The organism is Kitasatospora sp. NPDC032757 (assembly GCF_055579305.1).
This window is the reverse complement of sequence record NZ_JBVINN010000005.1, coordinates 176328-195866: the sequence shown is the minus strand read 5'-3', so window position 1 is coordinate 195866 and position 19539 is coordinate 176328. Positions and strand designations below refer to the sequence as shown.

Sequence of the window (19539 nt, the reverse complement as noted above, 5' to 3'; positions counted from 1 at the left end):
GGTACCTCTCAGGCCTCGGGGGCCAGTTGGCGGCCCGTGTCTGCGTCGGTGACCGTGATGGCGAGTGCCGGGCAGGTCTCGGCCGCGTCGAGCACCGTCTGGTCGGGCCCGACCGTCCCGGCCGGCGATTCGGCCTTGCCGGCCTTCATGACGAAGTGGCGCGGCGCCGCGGCCGCGCACATCGACGAGCCGATGCAGGCGGCCGTGTCGACGGTGATGTTCCAGCGTTCTCCGGGACGTTCGCTCACCACGTCACCCGCAGAGCAAGCGGGCCGCGCACCAGGCCCTGCTTCCAGGAAATGGCGGCCGGATCGCCGGCCAGGGCCAGCTCCGGGAAGCGCCGCACCATCGTTCCGAGCATCACCTGGAGTTCCATCCGGGCGAGCTGGGCGCCGACGCAGTGGTGCGCGCCGTGCCCGAAGGCGATGTGCGGGTTGTGCTCACGGGTGATGTCCAGCCGGTCCGGGTCGGCGAAGACCTCCGGGTCGCGGTTGGCCGCCGAGAGCGACGGCAGCACGAACTCGCCCGCGCGGACCGTCGTGTCCCGGAACTGCACGTCCTCCGTGGCGTACCGGGGGAACAGCGCGGCCGAGTTGAACGGGATCCAGCGCAGCAGCTCCTCGACCGCCCGCGGCACCAGCGCAGGGTCCCGGCGCAGCAGGGCGAGCTGGTCGGGGTGGGTGAGGATCGCGTACAGGAAGTTCGGGATCTGCGAGGAGGTGGTCTCGGCGCCGGTGGTGATCAACCCGACGATGTGGGTGGCGAGTTCCTCCTCGCTGAGACGCTGTCCCTCGTCCCGGGCCCCGACCATGATGCCGACCAGGTCGTCGGTGGGGTGGGCCCGGCGGGTCGCCACCAGCTCGGCGACGTACCCGAACAGCGCCTCGAAGGCCTGCCGGACCGACTCCTCGCTGCCCTCGGCCGTCGACATCAGGGCCTGGGACCACTCCTTGATGTTCTCCTGGTCCTTGTCCTCCAGGCCCATCAGCTTGCCGATGACCGCCGAGGGGATCTGGAAGGCCAGCGACTCGACCACGTCGATCACCCGGTCCCCGGGCCGCGCCACCAGCTCGTCGAGCAGCCCGTCGACGGTCCGCCGGGTGTCCTCGCGCATCGTCTCGACCCGGCGGGCGGTGAACACCCTCGCCATGATCTTGCGGACGCGGGCGTGGTCGGGCGGGTCCATGGCGAGCAGGCCGGTCCCCGACGCGTCGACCTCCCGCAGCCGGGGCGGGTCGCCGGCGACCGCGCGCTCCCGGCTGAACCGGGGGTCGCTCATCACCAGGCGCACGTCCGCGGCCCGGGTGACGAGCCAGCCGTTCTCGCCGAACGGCATCCGCACCCGGCTCAGCGGCTCCTCCGCGCGCAGCCGCGCGTAGGCGGGGTCGAGCTCCAGGGCCCGGGCCGGACTGAACGGGTACGCGCGTACCCGTGGTGTGCTCGCCGTCATCCGCGTCCTCCGGGCGCCGCTACGGCGTCGGGGGGCAGCCCGGCACCGGGGAGAAGTCCTTCGAGGTAGCCGAGCAGGATCTCCTTGAACCGCTCGGGCTCCTCCAGGTGCGGCACGTGGCTGGAGTTCTCCAGGATCTCCCACCGCACCTCGGGGATCCGGTCGAAGTACGGCTGCACGGTGGCCGGCGTGGCCTCGTCGTACCGGCCGGTGAGCAGCAGGGTGGGCACCTTGATGCGGTCCACCTCGTCGATGACCGACCAGTCCTTGAGCGTCCCGATCACGTGGAACTCGTTCGGGCCGTTCATGGTGTAGTACACGGTCGGGTCGTCGTAGATCTCCATGAAGGAGGCGACGAAGTCCCGCGGCCAGGGCACGACCCGGCAGACGTGCCGGTCGTAGAAGACCCGCATCGCCGTGAAGTACTCCTCGTTGTCCGTCGTGCCGGCCGCCTCGTGGTGGCGCAGCGTCTCCTGGACGTCGGCCGGCAGCCCGGCGCGCAGCACCTCCATCTCCTGGAGCCACAGGACATAGGAGGCCGGGGAGTTGGCGATCACCAGGCCGCGCAGGCCGGCCGGACGCCCGGCCGCGTGCGAGGCTCCGAGGATGCCGCCCCAGGACTGGCCGAACAGGATGTAGTCGTCGGCCACGTTCAACGCGTCGAGCAGGTTGTTCAGTTCGTCCTTGAAGAGCTGGACGGTCCAGAAGTCCTTGCCCCGGTCCGGGAGATGGCTGGAGCCGCCGTTGCCGAGCTGGTCGTAGTGGATCACCGGCCAGCCGGAGTCGGCGAGTTCGGTGAGCGCCAGCAGGTAGTCGTGGGTGCTGCCGGGGCCTCCGTGCAGCACCACGACCGGCGGCTTGCCCGAAGCCAGATCCCCGGTCACGCGGTACCAGGTCTTGTATTTCCCGAAAGAGACAACACCCTTGGCACTCGCTGGTCTTGACATCGTTCTATTCCTCTCCGAATTGTCCGGCGAATTTACCCACCTCCGGGTTGAACTGCCTGGGTCCACCGGGGAGGACGTGCCCGTACTGACGGCGCCGCGGGAGCTGATCCTGTGGACGCACGCTATACGAGCCGCCTTCCCCGGACAGACCCCTAAGCGGCCCCTACGAACCCCAGAGCCAGGCTGTTCCTCAACGGCCGGACGCAAACTGACGGCACGCCATCTGGACCCACTCCTCGACGGCCGCGGCGGCGTCCGCCGCGTAGGTCTCGATGATGGTGAAATGCGTGCCCGGAACCTCCGCGAGGGTGTGCGCGGTCGGCCAGACCGCCCGCCACTCCTCCTCGCCGGCCTTGGGGACGGCCACGAAGGACTCCGTGGGCCGCACGAACAGCACCGGGGTCTCCATCTCGGCCGGCCGCACACTGCCGATCAGTTCGACGTAGCGGCCCATGGCGCCGAGGCGGGTCACGTTGAACCCGCCGAAGTCGTCCTCCCGGTCGAACATGCCGACCATCATCTGGCCCCAGAACCCGTGCGACTGGTTGTCGTCGTCGCCGGTGTCCGGCAGGTAGGAGTCGAGCAGCACCACGCCGGCCGCGGGAGTCCCCGCGCGCTCCAGGTGTTCGGCGGCCGCGTGCGCGAACTGCCCGCCGGACGAGTAGCCGACGATCACGAACGGCTGCCCGGCGGCCGCCTGGAGGATGTGCGCGGCGAAGGCCTCCACGGCCGCCGGGACGGTCGCCGGCAGCCGGTCGGCGGGGTGGAACCCGATGACGGGCAGGGCGATCACGTCCCGCACGTCGCGGAAGCCGGCCGCGAACCGCGCGTACTGCTGGGCGCCGCCCATCGCCATCGGCGACGGCAGGCAGACCAGCGCCGGGCCCTGCGGCCCCCGCGCCAGCCGGACCGGCTCGGGGAACACCGCCGCCTCCGGACCGCCCTCGGCGGCCGTCTTCTCCCGCAGGTCCGCCAGCGAGTGGAACCAGGGCCGGACGTGCCCGGCCGCCTTCAGCAGCCGGATGCCGCCCGGCAGGTTCTCGCCGAGGATCGCCTGCCGGAACAGGCCGCGGAACGACTCCGGGTTCTCCCCCGGGCGGTCCGCCGCCTCGGCGGCCGGGCCGGGCCGGCCGCCCCGAACGGCGGCGTCGGCCAGCCGCTCGCGCAGGTGGGCGGCGAGCGCCACCGGGTTGCGGTGGTCGAACAGGGCGCTGGTGGTGAGGTCCGCACCGGTCGCCTTGTTCACCAGGTTGCGGATCTCCGTCGCCGACAGCGAGTCCACGCCGGCCTCCAGGAAGTCCCGCTCGGGCTCCGCCTCGTCCGCCGAGGCGTAGCCGAGGACCACGGCCGTCCGGCTCAGGACGATGCCCAGCAGGATCCGCTCCTGCTCGGCGGCGGCCAGCCCGGCGAATCCGGCGGGCAGACCGCCCGCCGCGCCGGCCTCCCGGGCCCGGCGCACCGGCACCCGCACCAGCTCGCGCAGCAGGGCGGGCACCTCGACCACGGCCGCCCGGGCCCTGATCGGCGCCGTGTCGAGCCGCACCGGGACGAGAGCGGCCCGGTCGGCGCGCAGCGCGGTGTCGAAGAGCTCCAGACCCTCGTCACCGGAGAGCGCCAGGATGCCGGAGGCCGCGAGGCGCTGCCGGTCGGCCTCGCCGAGGGACTCGGCCATGCCGTCGGTCGCCGTCCACAGGCCCCAGCCGAGCGAGACGGCGGCCAGGCCGGCGGCGCGGCGCCGCTGCGCCAGGGCGTCCAGGAAGGCGTTGGCCGCGGCGTAGTTGGCCTGCCCGGCGCTGCCCATGGTGCCGGCGAGGGAGGAGAACAGGACGAACGCGGCCAGGCCGGCGCCGCGGGTCAGCTCGTCCAGGTGCACGGCCGCGTCCACCTTCGGACGCAGCACCCGCTCCAGGCGTTCGGGCGTCAGCGCGGCGACGGTGCCGTCGTCCAGCACGCCGGCCGTGTGCACGACGCCGGTCAGCGGGTGCTCGGCCGGCACGGCGGCGAGCAGCCCGGCCAGGGCCGTACGGTCGGCGACGTCGCAGGCGGCGACGGTGACGCCGTCGGCGCCCGCACCGGCCAGCTCCTCGCGCAGCTGCGCCACCCCGGGCGCCTGTTCGCCGCTGCGGCTGACCAGCAGCAGGTGCCGCACGCCGTGCGCCGCCACCAGGTGCCGGGCGACGACCCGGCCGAGCCCGCCGGTGCCGCCGGTGACCAGCACGGTGCCGTCGGGGTCGAACACGGGCGTCCCGGCGTCCGCCCCGGACCGCCCCGCGCGGCGCAGGCGGGGGGCCAGCAGCCGGCCCCCGCGGACCGCGAGCTCGGGCTCGTCCAGGGCCACCGCCGCGGCCAGCAGCCGCGGCGCGACGTCGGCGCCGTCGGTGTCCAGCGTGGTGAACCGGCCCGGGTACTCCTCGTGCGCGGAGCGCAGCAGGCCCCAGACCGGGGTCTCGGCGAGCCCGGGCACCGCCTCCTCGGCGGAGACCGCCACCGCGCCCTCGGTGAGGACCAGCAGGCGGGAGCCGTCGAGGCGCGGTTCGGCGACCCAGCGCCGGAGCACGTCCAGGGTGTACCGGGCCGTCTCGTGGGCCCGCTCGACCAGGCCCTGCCCGGCGGCCGGCGGCTGGCGCAGGACGACCACCTCGGGCACGGCCTCGCCCGCGTCCAGCGCCGCGGCCAGCCCGTCGAACCCGGGGTGGACCGGCGTGCCCGGCCCGAAGGCCGCCCCGCCGCCGCCCAGCACGGCCCAACCGGCGGGAACGGGCACGGACTTGGGCGCGGGTACGGCCACCCAGTCGAGCTGGAACAGCGCGTCGCCGGCCCCGCCGGCCGGCCCGAGCCCGGCGGCCGGCACCTGACGGACGGCCAGGGAGCCGACCGAGGCCACCGGGCGGCCCTCGCCGTCGGCCAGGTCGATCGTCACGGCGCCCGGCTCTCCGCCCGACTCCGGGCCTGCCGCCCGAACGCGGACGCGCAGCGCCGTCGCGCCGGTGGCGAAGACCTCGACGTCGGACCAGGCGAACGGCAGGCCGCCGTCGCCCACGGCCGCGGAGAGGCCCACCGCGTGCAGGGCCGCGTCGAAGGCGGCCGGGTGGAGGGCGAACAGCTCGGCGTCGGCGTGCGCGCCGTCCGGGAGGACGACCTCGGCGAACACCTCGCCGTCCAGCGTCCAGGCGGCCGTCAGCCCGCGGAACACCGGCCCGTAGACCAGGCCGCCCTCCTCCAGGTTCGCGTACAGCTCCGCCACGTCGGCCGGCTGCGCGCCCGGCGGCGGCCACGCGGCGGCGTCGGCGGCCGGCGCGCCGCGGCCCGCCCCCACCACGCCGGTGGCGTGCCGCGTCCACGCGGCGCCCTCCTCGGCGTCACCGGCCCGCGCGTACACCCGGGCCTCGCGCTCGCCGTCCTCGTCCGCGTCGGTGAGCACCACCTGCAGCACGACGGCGCCGCTCTCGGGCAGCACCAGCGGGGCGGTCAGGGTCAGTTCGCGGATCCGCTCGCAGCCGACCTGCCGGCCCGCCCTGAGCACCAGGTCGGCCAGGGCCGCCCCCGGCAGCAGGACGGTGCCCGCCACCGTGTGGTCGGCGAGCCAGCGGTGGGTGTCCAGCCCGATCCGCCCGGTCAGCACGAACCCGCCGGAGTCCGGGAGTTCGACACCGGCCCGCAGGAACGGGTGCTCGGGATCGACCTGCCCGAAGGCGGCCGCGTCGCTCAGGTCGGCCGCGGCGTCGAGCCAGTGGCGCTCGTGCTGGAAGGCGTAGGTCGGCAGGTCGACGCGGCAGGCGCCACTGCCCCGGAACACGGCCGCCCAGTCGACGTCCGCGCCCGCCTCGAACACACCGGCCAGCGCGGCCAGCAGGGCGGGGAACTCGTCGCGGCCCTTGCGCAGGGCCGGGGCGAGGACGGCGTCGTCGGGGTCGGCCAGGCAGGCCTGGGCCATGCCGGTCAGCACGCCGTCGGGGCCCAGCTCCAGGAAGCGGGTCACACCGGCGTCCTCCAGCGCCCGGATGCCGTCGGCGAAGCGGACGGCCTGGCGGACGTGGCGGACCCAGTACTCCGGGTCGCGCAGCTCGTCGCCGGTGGCGAGCTCTCCGGTGACGTTGGAGACGACGGCGAGCCTGGGCTCGGCGAAAGCCAGGCCGCTCACGACGGCCCGGAAGTCCTCCAGCATCGGCTCCATCAGCGGCGAGTGGAAGGCGTGCGAGACGGTCAGCTGCTTGACGGCGGTGCCGGCCGCCGCCAGCCGGTCCGCGATCTCGCGTACCGCCTTCTCCGCACCGGAAATCACCACGGACGAAGGCCCGTTGACCGCCGCCACCCCGACCTCGGCCTCGTGGCCCTTCAGCAGCGGGAGCACGTCCGCCTCGGCCGCCCGAACGGCCACCATGACGCCACCGGCGGGCAGCGCCTGCATCAGCCGGCCACGCGCGGCGACCAGCGTGCACGCATCCGCCAGCGACAGGACCCCGGCCACGTGCGCAGCCGCGATCTCGCCCACCGAATGCCCGGCCAGGAAATCCGCCCGCACACCCAGCGACTCCACCAGCCGGTACAGCGCCACCTCGACCGCGAACAGCGCCGCCTGCGTGTGAACCGTGTCGTCCAGCGAACCCGACGCACCTGCGATGACCTCGCGCAGCGAAACGCCCAACTCACCGTCCAGCAGCGAGCACACCTCGTCCAGCGCAGCCGCGAACACCGGGAAGGCCTCGTACAGTTCACGACCCATCCCGACCCGCTGCGAACCCTGACCGGTGAACAGGAACGCCGTCCGGCCGCCGATCCGCGGCTCCGATGAGCCGCCGCCGGCCACCGCGGCCAGCCCGGCCAGCACCTCCTCACGCGTCGCACCCAGCACCACCGCACGCCGGTCGAACACCGTCCGCGAGGACGCCAGCGAGAAGCCGACGTCGGACAGCCGGGGGGAGTCGTCAGCGGCGACGAACGCGTGCAGCCGCTCGGCCTGCGCCCGCAGCGCCTCCTCCGTACGGCCGGAGACCGCGAACGGCACCGGCAGACCCGCCGGCCGGCCGGCGCCCGGCTCCTCGACCGACTCGGCCGACTCGTCCGCCGGGGCCTCCTCCAGGATCACGTGCGCGTTGGTGCCGGAGATCCCGAACGAGGACACACCCGCCCGGCGCGGCGCACCCTCCGCCTTCTCCCACGGCCGGGACTCCGCCAGCACCTCGACGGCGCCGGCCTCCCAGTCCACGTGCGAGGACGGAGCGTCCACGTGCAACGTCTTCGGCAGCACCTCGTGCCGCATCGCCTGGACCATCTTGATGACACCGGCGACACCGGCCGCGGCCTGGGTGTGGCCCAGGTTCGACTTCACCGAACCCAGCCAGAGCGGACGGCCCTCCGGCCGGCCCTGGCCGTACGTCGCCAGCAGCGCATCGGCCTCGATCGGGTCACCCAGCGTGGTGCCCGTCCCGTGCGCCTCCACCACGTCGACGTCGGCCGGCGCCACACCGGCGTCGGCCAGCGCCGCCCGGATCACCCGCTGCTGCGACGGACCGTTCGGCGCCGTCAGCCCGTTGCTCGCACCGTCCTGGTTCACCGCCGAACCCCGCACCACCGCCAGGATCCGGTGCCCGTTGCGCCGGGCGTCCGAGAGCCGCTCCACCAGGACGACGCCGACACCCTCGGCGAAGCCGGTACCGTCCGCCGCCTCGGCGAACGCCTTGCAGCGGCCGTCGGGCGCCAGCCCGCGCTGGCGGCTGAACTCCACGAAGGTGCCCGGGGTCGCCATGACGGTGACCCCACCCGCCAGCGCGAGGTCGCACTCGCCCCGGCGCAGCGCCTGCACCGCCAGGTGCAGGGCCACCAGCGAGGACGAGCACGCCGTGTCCACCGACACCGCCGGGCCCTCCAGGCCGAAGGTGTAGGCGACCCGGCCGGAGACGATGTTCCCGCTGCCGAAGCTGTTCGGGTAGTCGTGGTACATCACGCCCGTGAAGACGCCCGTCCGGGTGCCCTGCAGGGTGGCCGGCCGGATCCGCGCGTGCTCCATCGCCTCCCAGGAGGTCTCCAGCATCAGCCGCTGCTGCGGGTCCAGGCCCGCCACCTCGCGCAGGCCGATGCCGAAGAACTTGGCGTCGAACTCCCCCGCGTCGTGCAGGAAGCCGCCCCGGTCGCTGTAGCTGGTGTTGGCCCGCTCGCTCTGCGGGTCGTAGAGCCGTTCGAGGTCCCAGCCGCGGTCGGCGGGGAAGCGGCTGATGCCGTCCCGACCGTCCCGGACGAACTCCCAGAGCTCGTCCGGGCCGGCGGCGCCGCCGGGGAAGCGGCAGGCCATGCCGACGACGGCGATCGGCTCACGGGTGGCCGCCACGAGCTTGCGGTTCTGCTCCCGCAGGCGCTCGGTCTCCTTCAGCGAGGACCGCAGTGCCTCGACCAGCTTCGAATCGTTCTGGACCATGACGGCCTCACGCCTCCCGCGTCGTGTCGTTGAGCGCCATCGAGATGAGGCTCTCGGCGTCCATGTCGTCGATGTCCTCGACGTCGCTGCCCCGGTCGTCCGCCGCGGCCCCGGCGGGCTCGCCGAGCCCGGCCAGTTCGAGGAGGCTGTCCATGAGCCCGGTCTCCCGCAGCCGCGCCAGCGGGATCGTCTGCAGGGCGAGCCGCACCCGGGCCTCCGGGTCGGCGGGCAGCCCGTCGGCGGCGGACACCGGGAGCTGCGGGGCGAGCTGCTCCCGCAGGTGCCGGGCGAGGACCCGGATGCTCGGGTAGTCGAAGATCAGGCCGGCGGGCAGCCGCAGGCCGGTCTCCTCCCCCATGCGGTTGCGGAACTCCACCGAGGTCAGCGAGTCGAAGCCGAGCTCGCCGAAGGCCCGCTCGACCTCGATGGCGTCCGTGTCCTTGTGGCCGAGCACCAGCGCGGCCCGGCCGCGCACCAGCTCGACGAGGACCGCCTCGCGCTCGTCGTCGGAGGAGGCCGCGGCGAGCCGGCCCCGCAGGGCGTCGGCACCGGAGGCGGTCGTTCCCGCCGTGCGCCGGGCGACGGCCGGGCGCACCAGCCCCTGGAACAGGGACGGCAGCCGGCCGGCGCCCAGGCGGCCGAGCGTCCTGAGGTCCAGGGCCACCGGGACGAGGGCCGGCAGGCCGGTCCCGAGCGCCGCGTCGAACAGGCGCGTTCCCTGCTCCCCGGTCAGCGCCGCGACGCCGGAGCGGGCGGCCCGCTGCACGTCGGCGTCGGAGAGCCCGCCGCCCATGCCGCCGGTGCCCCACAGGCCCCAGGCGAGCGAGGTGGCGGGCAGTCCGGCCGCCGCACGGTGCTGGGCGAGGGCGTCCAGGAAGGCGTTGGCCGCCGCGTAGTTGCCCTGGCCGGGGCCGCCGAGGACCCCGCCGACCGACGAGAAGAGGACGAAGGCCTTCAGGCCGCGGTCCCGGGTCAGCTCGTGCAGGTGCCAGGCCGCGTCCGCCTTGGGGCGCAGGACGGCGTCCAGGCGCTCCGGGGTCAGGGACCCCACGGTCGCGTCGTCGAGCACACCGGCCGCGTGCACGACCCCGGTGAGCGGGTGCTCGGCGGGCAGGCCGTCGAGCACGCCCGCCAGGGCGGCCCGGTCGGCGACGTCGGCGGCCGCGAAGCGGACCGACGCGGCGCCCAGCTCCTCCAGCTCGCGCCGGAGCTCCGGCGCGGACGGCGCGTCCGCGCCCCTGCGGCTGAGCAGGAGCAGGTGCCGGACGCCGTGCTCGGCGACCAGGTGCCGGGCGAAGACGGGCCCGAGCCCGCCGGTCGCCCCGGTGATCAGCACGGTGCCCTCACCGTCCCACGGGGACGCCGGCTCCGCACCGGCCGCCTCCTTCGCCACCCGGACCAGGCGCGGCACCAGGACGCCGCCCGCCCGGACGGCCGCCTGCTCCTCGCCGGACGCCAGCACGGCGGGCAGCGCCCGCAGCGACGCCTCGTCCCCGTCCAGGTCGACCAGGACGATCCGGCCCGGGTTCTCCGCCTGCGCGGAACGTACCAGGCCTCCGACCGCCGCACCCGACGGGTCGACACCCTGGGGGTCGCCGGTGTCCGTCGCGACCGCCCCGCCGGTCAGCACGACGAGCTTCGCCGCGGCGAAGCGCTCGTCCGCCAGCCAGCCCTGGAGCACCTCCAGGACGCGGTGCGTCTCGGCGCGCACGGCCTCCGGCGAGGCCGCCGCCGGGTCGCCCGGGCCCGCGGCCGGAGCGCCGGCCGGCAGCAGCACCACGTCGGCGCCGCCCACCCCGTCCAGCTCCTTCGCGGGGACGGCGTCCAGCCGGCCCGCCAGGTCGTCCGGCCGTGCGGCCAGCAGGGCCCACGAGCCCGTCCGCTGCACCGGTCCGGCCGGGGCCTCGGTCCAGGCGACGCGGTAGAGGGAGTCGTGGAACGCCCCCGCCCCCGCGCCGACCTCGCCGGCGGACACCGGCCGCAGAGCCAGCGAGCCGACCGACGCCACCGGCAGACCCTGGGCGTCGGCGACGTCGAGGGCCACCGCACCCTGACCCGCCGTCGGGCGCAGCCGCACCCGCAGCAGGGTCGCCCCGGTGGCGAACAGCTCCACGTCGGACCAGGCGAACGGCAGCTCCGCACGGTCCGACTCCCGTGCCAGCCCGAGGGCGTGCAGGGCCGCGTCGAGCGCCGCCGGGTGAAGGCCGAACCCGTCCGCGCCCGCCACCAGCTCCTGCGGCAGCGCCACCTCGGAGAGGACGTCGTCCCCGTGCCGCCAAGCCCTGGTGAGGCCCTGGAAGGCCGGGCCGTAGACCAGCCCGCCGTCGGCGAACGTCTCGTACATGCCGGCCAGTTCGATCGGCTCGGCACCGGCCGGGGGCCACACCGCCAGGTCGGAGGACGGCCGGGCGGCCGCCGCCGCGAGGACACCCGTCGCGTGCCGCGTCCACGGCACCTCCGATGGCGCACCCACCTGGCGTGCGTGCACGGTGAAGCGGCGCGAGCCGTCCGCGTCCGGGCCGGCAACAGACAGCTGAACGTCCGCCGCACCCTTCTCCGGCAGGACCAGCGGCGCCTCCAGCACGAGGTCGGCGACGCGCCCGCAGCCGACGCGGTCGCCGGCGTGCAGGGCGAGGTCGACGAAGCCCGTGCCGGGGAAGAGCGTCGCCCCGCCGAAGGCGTGATCGGCCAGCCATGGCGTGGTCTGCGCGGACAGCCGGCCGGTGAACAACCCGCCTTCGTCGCCGGCCAGTTCGACCGAGGAGACCAGGAACGGATGCTCCGGGGAGACGAATCCGGCGGTCGCGGGGCCGGCGTCGAGCCAGTAGTGCTCGTGCTGGAATGCGTAGGTCGGCAGGTCGACGCGGCGCGCGCCGGTGCCCCGGAAGACGGCCGTCCAGTCGACGTCCGCCCCCGCCTCGAACACACCGGCCAGCGCGGCCAGCAGGGCGGGGAACTCGTCGCGGCCCTTGCGCAGCGCCGGGACGAGCAGCGCGTCGTCGGGGTCGGCCAGGCAGGCCTGGGCCATGCCGGTCAGCACGCCGTCGGGGCCCAGCTCCAGGAAGCGGGTCACACCGGCGGCTTCGAGGGCCCGGATGCCGTCGGCGAAGCGGACGGCCTGGCGGACGTGGCGGACCCAGTACTCCGGGTCACGCAGCTCGTCACCGGCCGCGATGCGACCCGTCACGTTCGACACCACGGCGAGCCTGGGCTCGGCGAAGGAGAGGCCGCTCACGACGGCGCGGAAGTCCTCCAGCATCGGCTCCATCAGTGGCGAGTGGAACGCGTGCGAGACCGTCAGCCGGACCGAGGCGATGCCACGCTCCTTCAGCTGGGCGACCACCTCGTCCACCGCGTCCTCGGCACCGGAGATCACTACGGAGGCGGGGCCGTTGACGGCCGCCACCCCGACCTGGGTGTCACGGCCCTTGAGCAGCGGGAGCACGTCCGCCTCGGCGGCCCGGACCGCCACCATGACGCCACCGGCCGGCAGGGCCTGCATCAGCCGGCCGCGGGCGGCGACCAATGTGCACGCATCCGCCAGCGACAGGACCCCGGCCACGTGAGCGGCCGCGATCTCGCCCACCGAATGCCCGGCCAGGAAATCCGCCCGCACACCCAGCGACTCCACCAGCCGGTAGAGCGCCACCTCGACCGCGAACAGCGCCGCCTGCGTGTGAACCGTGTCGTCCAGCGAACCCGACGCACCCGCGATCACCTCGCGCAGCGACACACCCAACTCACCGTCCAGCAGCCCACACACCTCGTCCAGCGCAGCCGCGAACACCGGGAACACCGACGCCAGCCCGGCGCCCATCCCGACCCGCTGCGAACCCTGACCGGTGAACAGGAACGCCGTCCGGCCCTCCAGCCGGCGCCCCGCCTGCACACCCTCCAGCGCAGCCGTCAGCTCCGCCAGATCCGAACCCAGCACCACCGCACGCCGGTCGAACACCGCCCGCGACGACGCCAGCGAGAACCCGACATCGAGCGCCGACACCGAACCACCCGCCGAACCACCCGCCGAACCACCGGCCGCGAACTCCCGCAGCCGCCCGGCCTGCGCCCGCAGCGCACCCTCCGTCCGACCCGACACCACCCACGGCACCGGAACACCCACCGGCCACCCCGCACCCGGCTCCCCGACGGCCTCCTCGACCGCCGAGGCTGCCGGAGGCTCCTCCAGAATCACGTGCGCGTTGGTGCCGCTGATGCCGAACGAGGAGATACCCGCCCGGCGCGGTGTGCCGTCCGCCTTCTCCCACGGCCGGGACTCCGCCAGCAGCTCGACGTCTCCGGCCTCCCAGTCCACGTGCGTGGACGGAGTGTCGACGTGCAGGGTCTTCGGCAGCACCTCGTGCCGCATCGCCTGCACCATCTTGATGATGCCCGCGACACCGGCGGCGGCCTGGGTGTGGCCCAGGTTCGACTTGATCGAGCCCAGCCACAACGGGCTGCCCTCCGGACGGCCCTGGCCGTACGTCGCCAGCAGCGCCTGCGCCTCGATCGGGTCACCCAGCGTCGTACCCGTGCCGTGCGCCTCCACCACGTCCACGTCGGACGTCGACAGCCCCGCGTTGGCCAGCGCCGCCCGGATCACCCGCTGCTGCGACGGACCGTTCGGCGCGGTGATGCCGTTGCTCGCACCGTCCTGGTTGATCGCCGAACCGCGGACCACGGCCAGCACCTCGTGCCCGAGCCGACGCGCGTCCGACAGCCGCTCGACGAGCAGCACGCCGGCGCCCTCGCCCCAGGCCGTGCCGTCGGCCTCCTCCGAGAAGGCCTTGATCCGGCCGTCCGGGGCCAGGCCCCGCTGGCGGCTGAACTCCACGAACACCTCGGGGGTCGCCATCACCGCCACGCCGCCGACCAGGGCGAGTTCGCACTCGTTCCGCTGGAGGGCCTGGATCGCCCAGTGCAGGGCGACCAGCGAGGACGAGCAGGCCGTGTCCACCGACACCGCCGGGCCCTCCAGCCCGAAGGTGTAGGAGACCCGGCCGGAGATCGCGCTGCCCATCGCGTGGCTGGTCGGGTAGTCGTGGTACATCACGCCCGTGAAGACGCCGGTCCGGCTGCCCTTGAGCGAGGCCGGGTCGATGCCGGCCCGCTCCATCGCCTCCCAGGACGCCTCCAGCAGCAGCCGCTGCTGCGGGTCGAGCGCCAGCGCCTCGTTCGGGCTGACCCGGAAGAACGCCGCGTCGAACTCCGCCGCGTCGTGCAGGAACCCGCCCTGGTTGACGTAGGTGGTGTCGGCGCGCTCCCGCGTCGGGTCGTACAGGCGGCCGGTGTCCCAGCCCCGGTCCTCGGGGAACTCGGACACCGCCTCCCGGCCCTCCACGACCAGCTCCCAGAGCTCGTCGGGCGTGGTGACACCGCCGGGGTAGCGGGCGGACATGCCGACGATGACGATCGGGTCGTCGGACGATGCGACCGTCGCGACGGCCGACCGGCCCCGGTCCGAGGCCTCGTCGGCGGCGCCGACCAGCGACTCGTAGAGGTGGCCCGCGAGCGCCGAGGACGACGGGTAGTCGAAGACCAGGGTCGCCGGCAGCCGCAGACCGGTGGCGGTGTTGAGGCCGTTGCGCAGCTCGACCGCGGAGAGCGAGTCGAAGCCCAGCTCGCTGAAGGCGCGGTCGGGTTCGATCGCGTCCGGCGAACTGTGGCCGAGCACGGCGGCGACCTGCGCGCGGACGACCTGGAGCAGCAGCCGCTCGCGCTCCTCCCGGTCGAGCCCGGCGAGCCGGCCGGCCAGCGAGTCGGCGCCGCCCGCCGGCACTCCGCGCGCGGCCGTGCGCCGGGCCACCGGGACGATGCCCCGGAACAGCGCGTCGAGTTCCTCGCCCTGGGCGCGCAGGGCCGCCGTGTCGATCCGGATCGGGGCGAGCGCGGGCGCGCCGGCCGCGCGGGCGGCGTCGAAGAGCGCGAGGCCCTCCTCCGCGCCGAGCGGCACGATGCCGCCGCGCGCCATGCGGGCGCGGTCGGCCTCGCTGAGGGTGCCGACCATGCCGCCGCCCTCGGCCCAGGGGCCCCAGGCGAGGGAGGTGGCGGGCAGTCCGGCCGCCGCACGGTGCTGGGCGAGGGCGTCCAGGAAGGCGTTGGCCGCCGCGTAGTTGCCCTGGCCGGGGACGCCGAGGACGCCGGCCGCCGAGGAGAAGAGGACGAACGCCGTCAGGTCGAGCCCGGCGGTCAGTTCGTGCAGGTGCCAGGCGGCGTCGACCTTCGGGCGGAGCACGGCGTGCACCCGCTCGGGGGTCAGTGACGCGATGGTGCCGTCGTCCAGGAAGCCCGCCGCGTGCACGACCGCGCGCAGCGGCCGGCCGGCCGGGATGCCGCTGATCAGCGCCGCCAGTGCGGCCCGGTCGGAGACGTCGCAGGATTCGATGGTGACGCTCTCGGCACCGGCCTCGGTGAGGGCCGCGCTCAGCTCCTCAGCCCCGGGCGCCGCGGTGCCGCGGCGGCTGACCAGCAGCAGGTGCCGGACGCCGTGCTCGCTGACCAGGTGACGGGCGAGGAGGGCGCCGAGCCCGCCGGTCGCGCCCGTGAGCAGCACGGTGCCCGCGGCGTCCCAGCCCTGCTCCGCGGCCTCGGCGGACCCTTCGGTGCCGGCCGCGGGGACGGCGACGCGGGCGAGCCGGGCGGTGCGGACCTCGCCGCCGCGGATCGCCAGGTGGTCCTCCCCGGTGGCCACCGCGGTCGGCAGGGCCCGGGCGGACGCCGCGGTTTCGTCGAGCTCGACGAGGACGATCCGGCCCGGGTTCTCCGCCTGGGCCGAGCGGATCATCCCGCTGACGGCGGCGCCGACCAGCGGGGAGACCCCGCCCGACGCGGCGGCCCCGGGGACCACCACGACCAGCCGCGAGCCCTCGGGAGCACTCTGCGCGAGCCGGCTCTGGACGGCGGTGAGCACCCGCTCCGTCTCGGCGTGCACGGCGCTCACGGGGTCGTCGTCGGACGTGACGGCCCAGCCGGCCGGGAGGAGCACGTGGTCGGCCGCTTCACCGGCCGGCACCGGGGCGACGCCCAGCCGGCCGGCCCAACCCGCGGCGTCGGCCCCGAGCACCGCCCAGGTGCCCTGCGCGGTGCCGCCCGGGACGGGCGTCCAGGAGACCCGGAACAGCGAGTCGTGGTGCGCGGTGGCCGCGGCCTTGATCTGCGCGGCGGAGACCGGCCGGACGGCCAGCGCCCCCACGGAGGCGACGGGGCTGCCGGTGGCGTCCGCGAGGTCCAGGGCCGCCGCGTCCCGGCCCGGCACCCGCCGGACCCGCACCCGCAGGTGTGTCGCGCCGGTGGCGTGGACCTCGACGTCGGACCAGGCGAACGGCAGGCCGCCCTCCGACACCGCGTCGGAGACGCTCACCGCGTGCAGGGCGGCGTCGAAGGCGGCCGGGTGGAGGGCGAACAGCTCGGCGTCGGCGTGCGCGCCGTCCGGGAGGACGACCTCGGCGAACACCTCGCTGTCCCGGCTCCAGGCGGCCGTCAGCCCCCGGAACAGCGGCCCGTACGCCAGGCCGCCGGCGACGAAGTCGTCGTAGACGGAGTCGACGGCGACCGGCTCGGCGCCCTTGGGCGGCCAGGCCGCGAAGTCGAAGGAGGCGGCGCCCCGGCCCGGGGCGAGGACGCCGGTGGCGTGTCCGGTCCAGGCGGTCTCGGTGTCGGCGTCGGCGTCGCGCGAATGGATCCGCACGCTCCGGGTGCCGCCGTCGCCCGCCGCCGCGAGCAGGACGAGCACCTGGACGGCGCCGCGCTCCGCGAGCACCAGCGGCGCTTCGAGGACCAGCTCCTCCACCCGGTCGCAGCCGACCTGCCGGCCGGCGCGGAGCACCATCTCGATCAGCGCCGTCCCCGGCACCACGACGGAGCCGGACACCACGTGGTCGGCCAGCCAGGCGTGGGTGTCGAGGGAGAGCCGGCCGCTCAGCACGGTGCCGCCGGAGTCGGGCAGGTCGACGGCCGCGCCGAGCAGCGGGTGCTCGGTCGCCACGAGGCCGAACGCCGACACGTCGCCCGTGTCGTTCGAGGGGCTGAGCCAGTAGTGCTCGTGCTGGAAGGCGTAGGTCGGCAGGTCGACGCGGCGGGCGCCGGTGCCCCGGAAGACGGCCGTCCAGTCGACGTCCGCGCCCGCCTCGAACACACCGGCCAGCGCGGCCAGCAGGGCGGGGAACTCGTCGCGGCCCTTGCGCAGCGACGAGGCGAGGACGGCGTCGTCGGGCTTGGCCAGACAGGCCTGGGCCATGCCGGTCAGCACGCCGTCGGGGCCCAGCTCCAGGAAGCGGGTGACGCCCGCGTCCTCCAGCGCCCGGATGCCGTCGGCGAAACGGACGGCCTGGCGGACGTGGCGCACCCAGTACTCCGGGTCGCGCAGCTCGTCACCGGCCGCGATGCGACCCGTCACGTTCGACACCACGGCGAGCTGGGGCTCGGCGAAGGAGAGGCCCCGGACGACGGTCCGGAACTCCTCCAGCATCGGCTCCATCAACGGCGAGTGGAACGCGTGCGAGACGGTCAGCCGGACGGAGGCGATGCCGCGCTCCTTCAACTGGGCGACCACCTCGTCCACCGCGGCCTCGGCACCGGAGATCACCACGGAGGCGGGCCCGTTGACCGCCGCCACCCCGACCTCGGCCTCGCGGCCCTTCAGCAGCGGCAGCACGTCCGCCTCGGCCGCCCGGACAGCGACCATGACGCCACCGGCGGGCAGCGCCTGCATCAGCCGGCCACGCGCGGCGACCAGCGTGCACGCATCCGCCAGCGACAGGACCCCGGCCACGTGCGCAGCCGCGATCTCGCCCACCGAATGCCCGGCCAGGAAATCCGCCCGCACACCCAGCGACTCCACCAGCCGGTACAGCGCCACCTCGACCGCGAACAGCGCCGCCTGCGTGTGAACCGTGTCGTCCAGCGAACCCGACGCACCTGCGATCACCTCGCGCAGCGAAACGCCCAACTCACCGTCCAGCAGCGAGCACACCCCGTCCAGCGCAGCCGCGAACACCGGGAACACCGACGCCAGCCCGGCGCCCATCCCGACCCGCTGCGAACCCTGGCCCGTGAACAGGAACGCCGTCTTGCCCTCCAGCCGGCGCCCCGCCTGCACACCCTCCAGCGCAGCCGTCAGCTCCGCCAGGTCCGAACCCAGCACCACCGCACGCCGGTCGAACACCGCCCGCGACGACGCCAACGAGAACCCGACATCGAGCACCGACACCGAACCACCCGCCGAACCACCGGCCGCGAACTCCCGCAGCCGCCCGGCCTGCGCCCGCAGCGCGGCCTCCGTCCGACCCGACACCACCCACGGCACCGGCACACCCGACGGCCACCCCGCACCCGGTTCCCCGACGGCCTCCTCGACCGCCGGAGCCTCCTCGATGATCACGTGCGCGTTGGTGCCGCTCAGGCCGAACGAGGAGATACCCGCCCGGCGCGGCCGCTCACCGCGCTCCCAGGGGGTGCGGGCCAGCAGCAGCTCCACATGGCCGGCCTCCCAGTCCACGTGCGTGGACGGGGTGTCGACGTGCAGGGTCTTCGGCAGCACCTCGTGCCGCATCGCCTGCACCATCTTGATGATGCCCGCGACACCGGCGGCGGCCTGGGTGTGGCCCAGGTTCGACTTGATCGAGCCCAGCCGGAGCGGGTGTTCGGCGGTCCGGCCCTGGCCGTAGGTGGCCAGCAGTGCCTGCGCCTCGATCGGGTCACCCAGCGTCGTACCCGTGCCGTGCGCCTCCACCACGTCCACGTCGGCGGTCGACAGCCCCGCGTTGGCCAGCGCCGCCCGGATCACCCGCTGCTGCGAGGGGCCGTTCGGCGCGGTGATGCCGTTGCTCGCACCGTCCTGGTTGACGGCGGAGCCCCGCACCACGGCGAGGACGGGGTGGCCGTTTCGGCGGGCGGCCGAGAGCCGCTCCACCAGGAGGACGCCGGCGCCCTCGCTCCAGCCGGTGCCGTCGGCGGCGTCGGCGAACGCCTTGCAGCGGCCGTCGGCCGCCAGCCCGCGCGCCTTGCCGAAGGCGATGAACGGGTCGGGCGTCGCCATCACCGTGACACCGCCGGCCAGGGCGATCGTGCACTCGCCCCGGCGCAGCGCCTGCACCGCCAGGTGCAGGGCCACCAGCGAGGACGAGCAGGCCGTGTCCACCGACACCGCAGGGCCCTCGAAGCCGAACGCGTAGGAGACCCGGCCGGAGAGCACGGCGCCGTTGGTGCCGGTGGTCATGTAGGCCGCCGACTCCTCGGGCAGCTTCATGCCGAAGTAGGACTGGCCGTTGGTCCCGACGTAGACGCCGACGGGGCCGCCCTTGAGGGAGTCGGGGGAGATCCCGGCCCGCTCGAACGCCTCCCAGGACGCCTCCAGCAGCAGCCGCTGCTGCGGGTCCATCGCGATGGCCTCCCGCGGGCTGATGCCGAAGAACTCGGCGTCGAACCGGGCGGCGCCGTGCAGGAACCCGCCGCTGCGGGTGTAGCCGCTGGCCGCCTGTTCGGCGTCCGCGTCGTACATGCCGCCGACGTCCCAGCCGCGGTCCCGGGGGAATCCGCCGATGGCGTCCGTCTCGTTGAGGACCAGGTCCCAGAGGTCTTCCGGGGAACGCGTGTCACCCGGGAAGCGGCAGGCCATCCCCACGATCGCGATCGGCTCCGCCTCGATGTCGCGCAGCCGCTCCTTCGTCTGTGCGAGGTCGGCGGTCGTCCGCTTGAGGTAGTCGAGCAGCTTCTTTTCGTTCCCCATCAGGGCC

Annotated in this window: 5 protein-coding genes; all 5 read right to left on the bottom strand. The window is 75.0% G+C overall.

The genetic code is table 11. The annotated features are described in order from the left end of the window. Positions 1-8: 8 nt before the first annotated feature. The 5 genes from ACZ5WK_RS10500 to ACZ5WK_RS10480 all read right to left on the bottom strand — a co-directional run bounded on the left by ACZ5WK_RS10500 (position 9) and on the right by ACZ5WK_RS10480 (position 19514). Positions 9-248 (bottom strand): ferredoxin, encoded by a 240-nt coding sequence (locus ACZ5WK_RS10500; RefSeq protein WP_465546866.1) that lies wholly within the window; start codon positions 246-248, stop codon positions 9-11. Further along, positions 245-1450 (bottom strand): cytochrome P450, encoded by a 1206-nt coding sequence (locus tag ACZ5WK_RS10495; protein WP_465546864.1) that lies wholly within the window; start codon positions 1448-1450, stop codon positions 245-247. Before ACZ5WK_RS10495 ends, ACZ5WK_RS10500 begins: the two co-directional genes overlap by 4 nt. Next, positions 1447-2397 (bottom strand): proline iminopeptidase-family hydrolase, encoded by a 951-nt coding sequence (locus ACZ5WK_RS10490; RefSeq protein ID WP_465546863.1) that lies wholly within the window; start codon positions 2395-2397, stop codon positions 1447-1449. Before ACZ5WK_RS10490 ends, ACZ5WK_RS10495 begins: the two co-directional genes overlap by 4 nt. Before the next feature lie 190 nt (positions 2398-2587). Next, positions 2588-8809: a type I polyketide synthase gene (locus ACZ5WK_RS10485; protein WP_465546861.1), complete on the bottom strand. Its 6222-nt coding sequence runs from the start codon at positions 8807-8809 to the stop codon at positions 2588-2590. A 7-nt stretch (positions 8810-8816) separates the two neighbouring features. Next, entirely contained in the window at positions 8817-19514 is a 10698-nt protein-coding gene (locus ACZ5WK_RS10480; protein ID WP_465546967.1) for a type I polyketide synthase, read from the bottom strand. Positions 19515-19539: the final 25 nt, after the last annotated feature.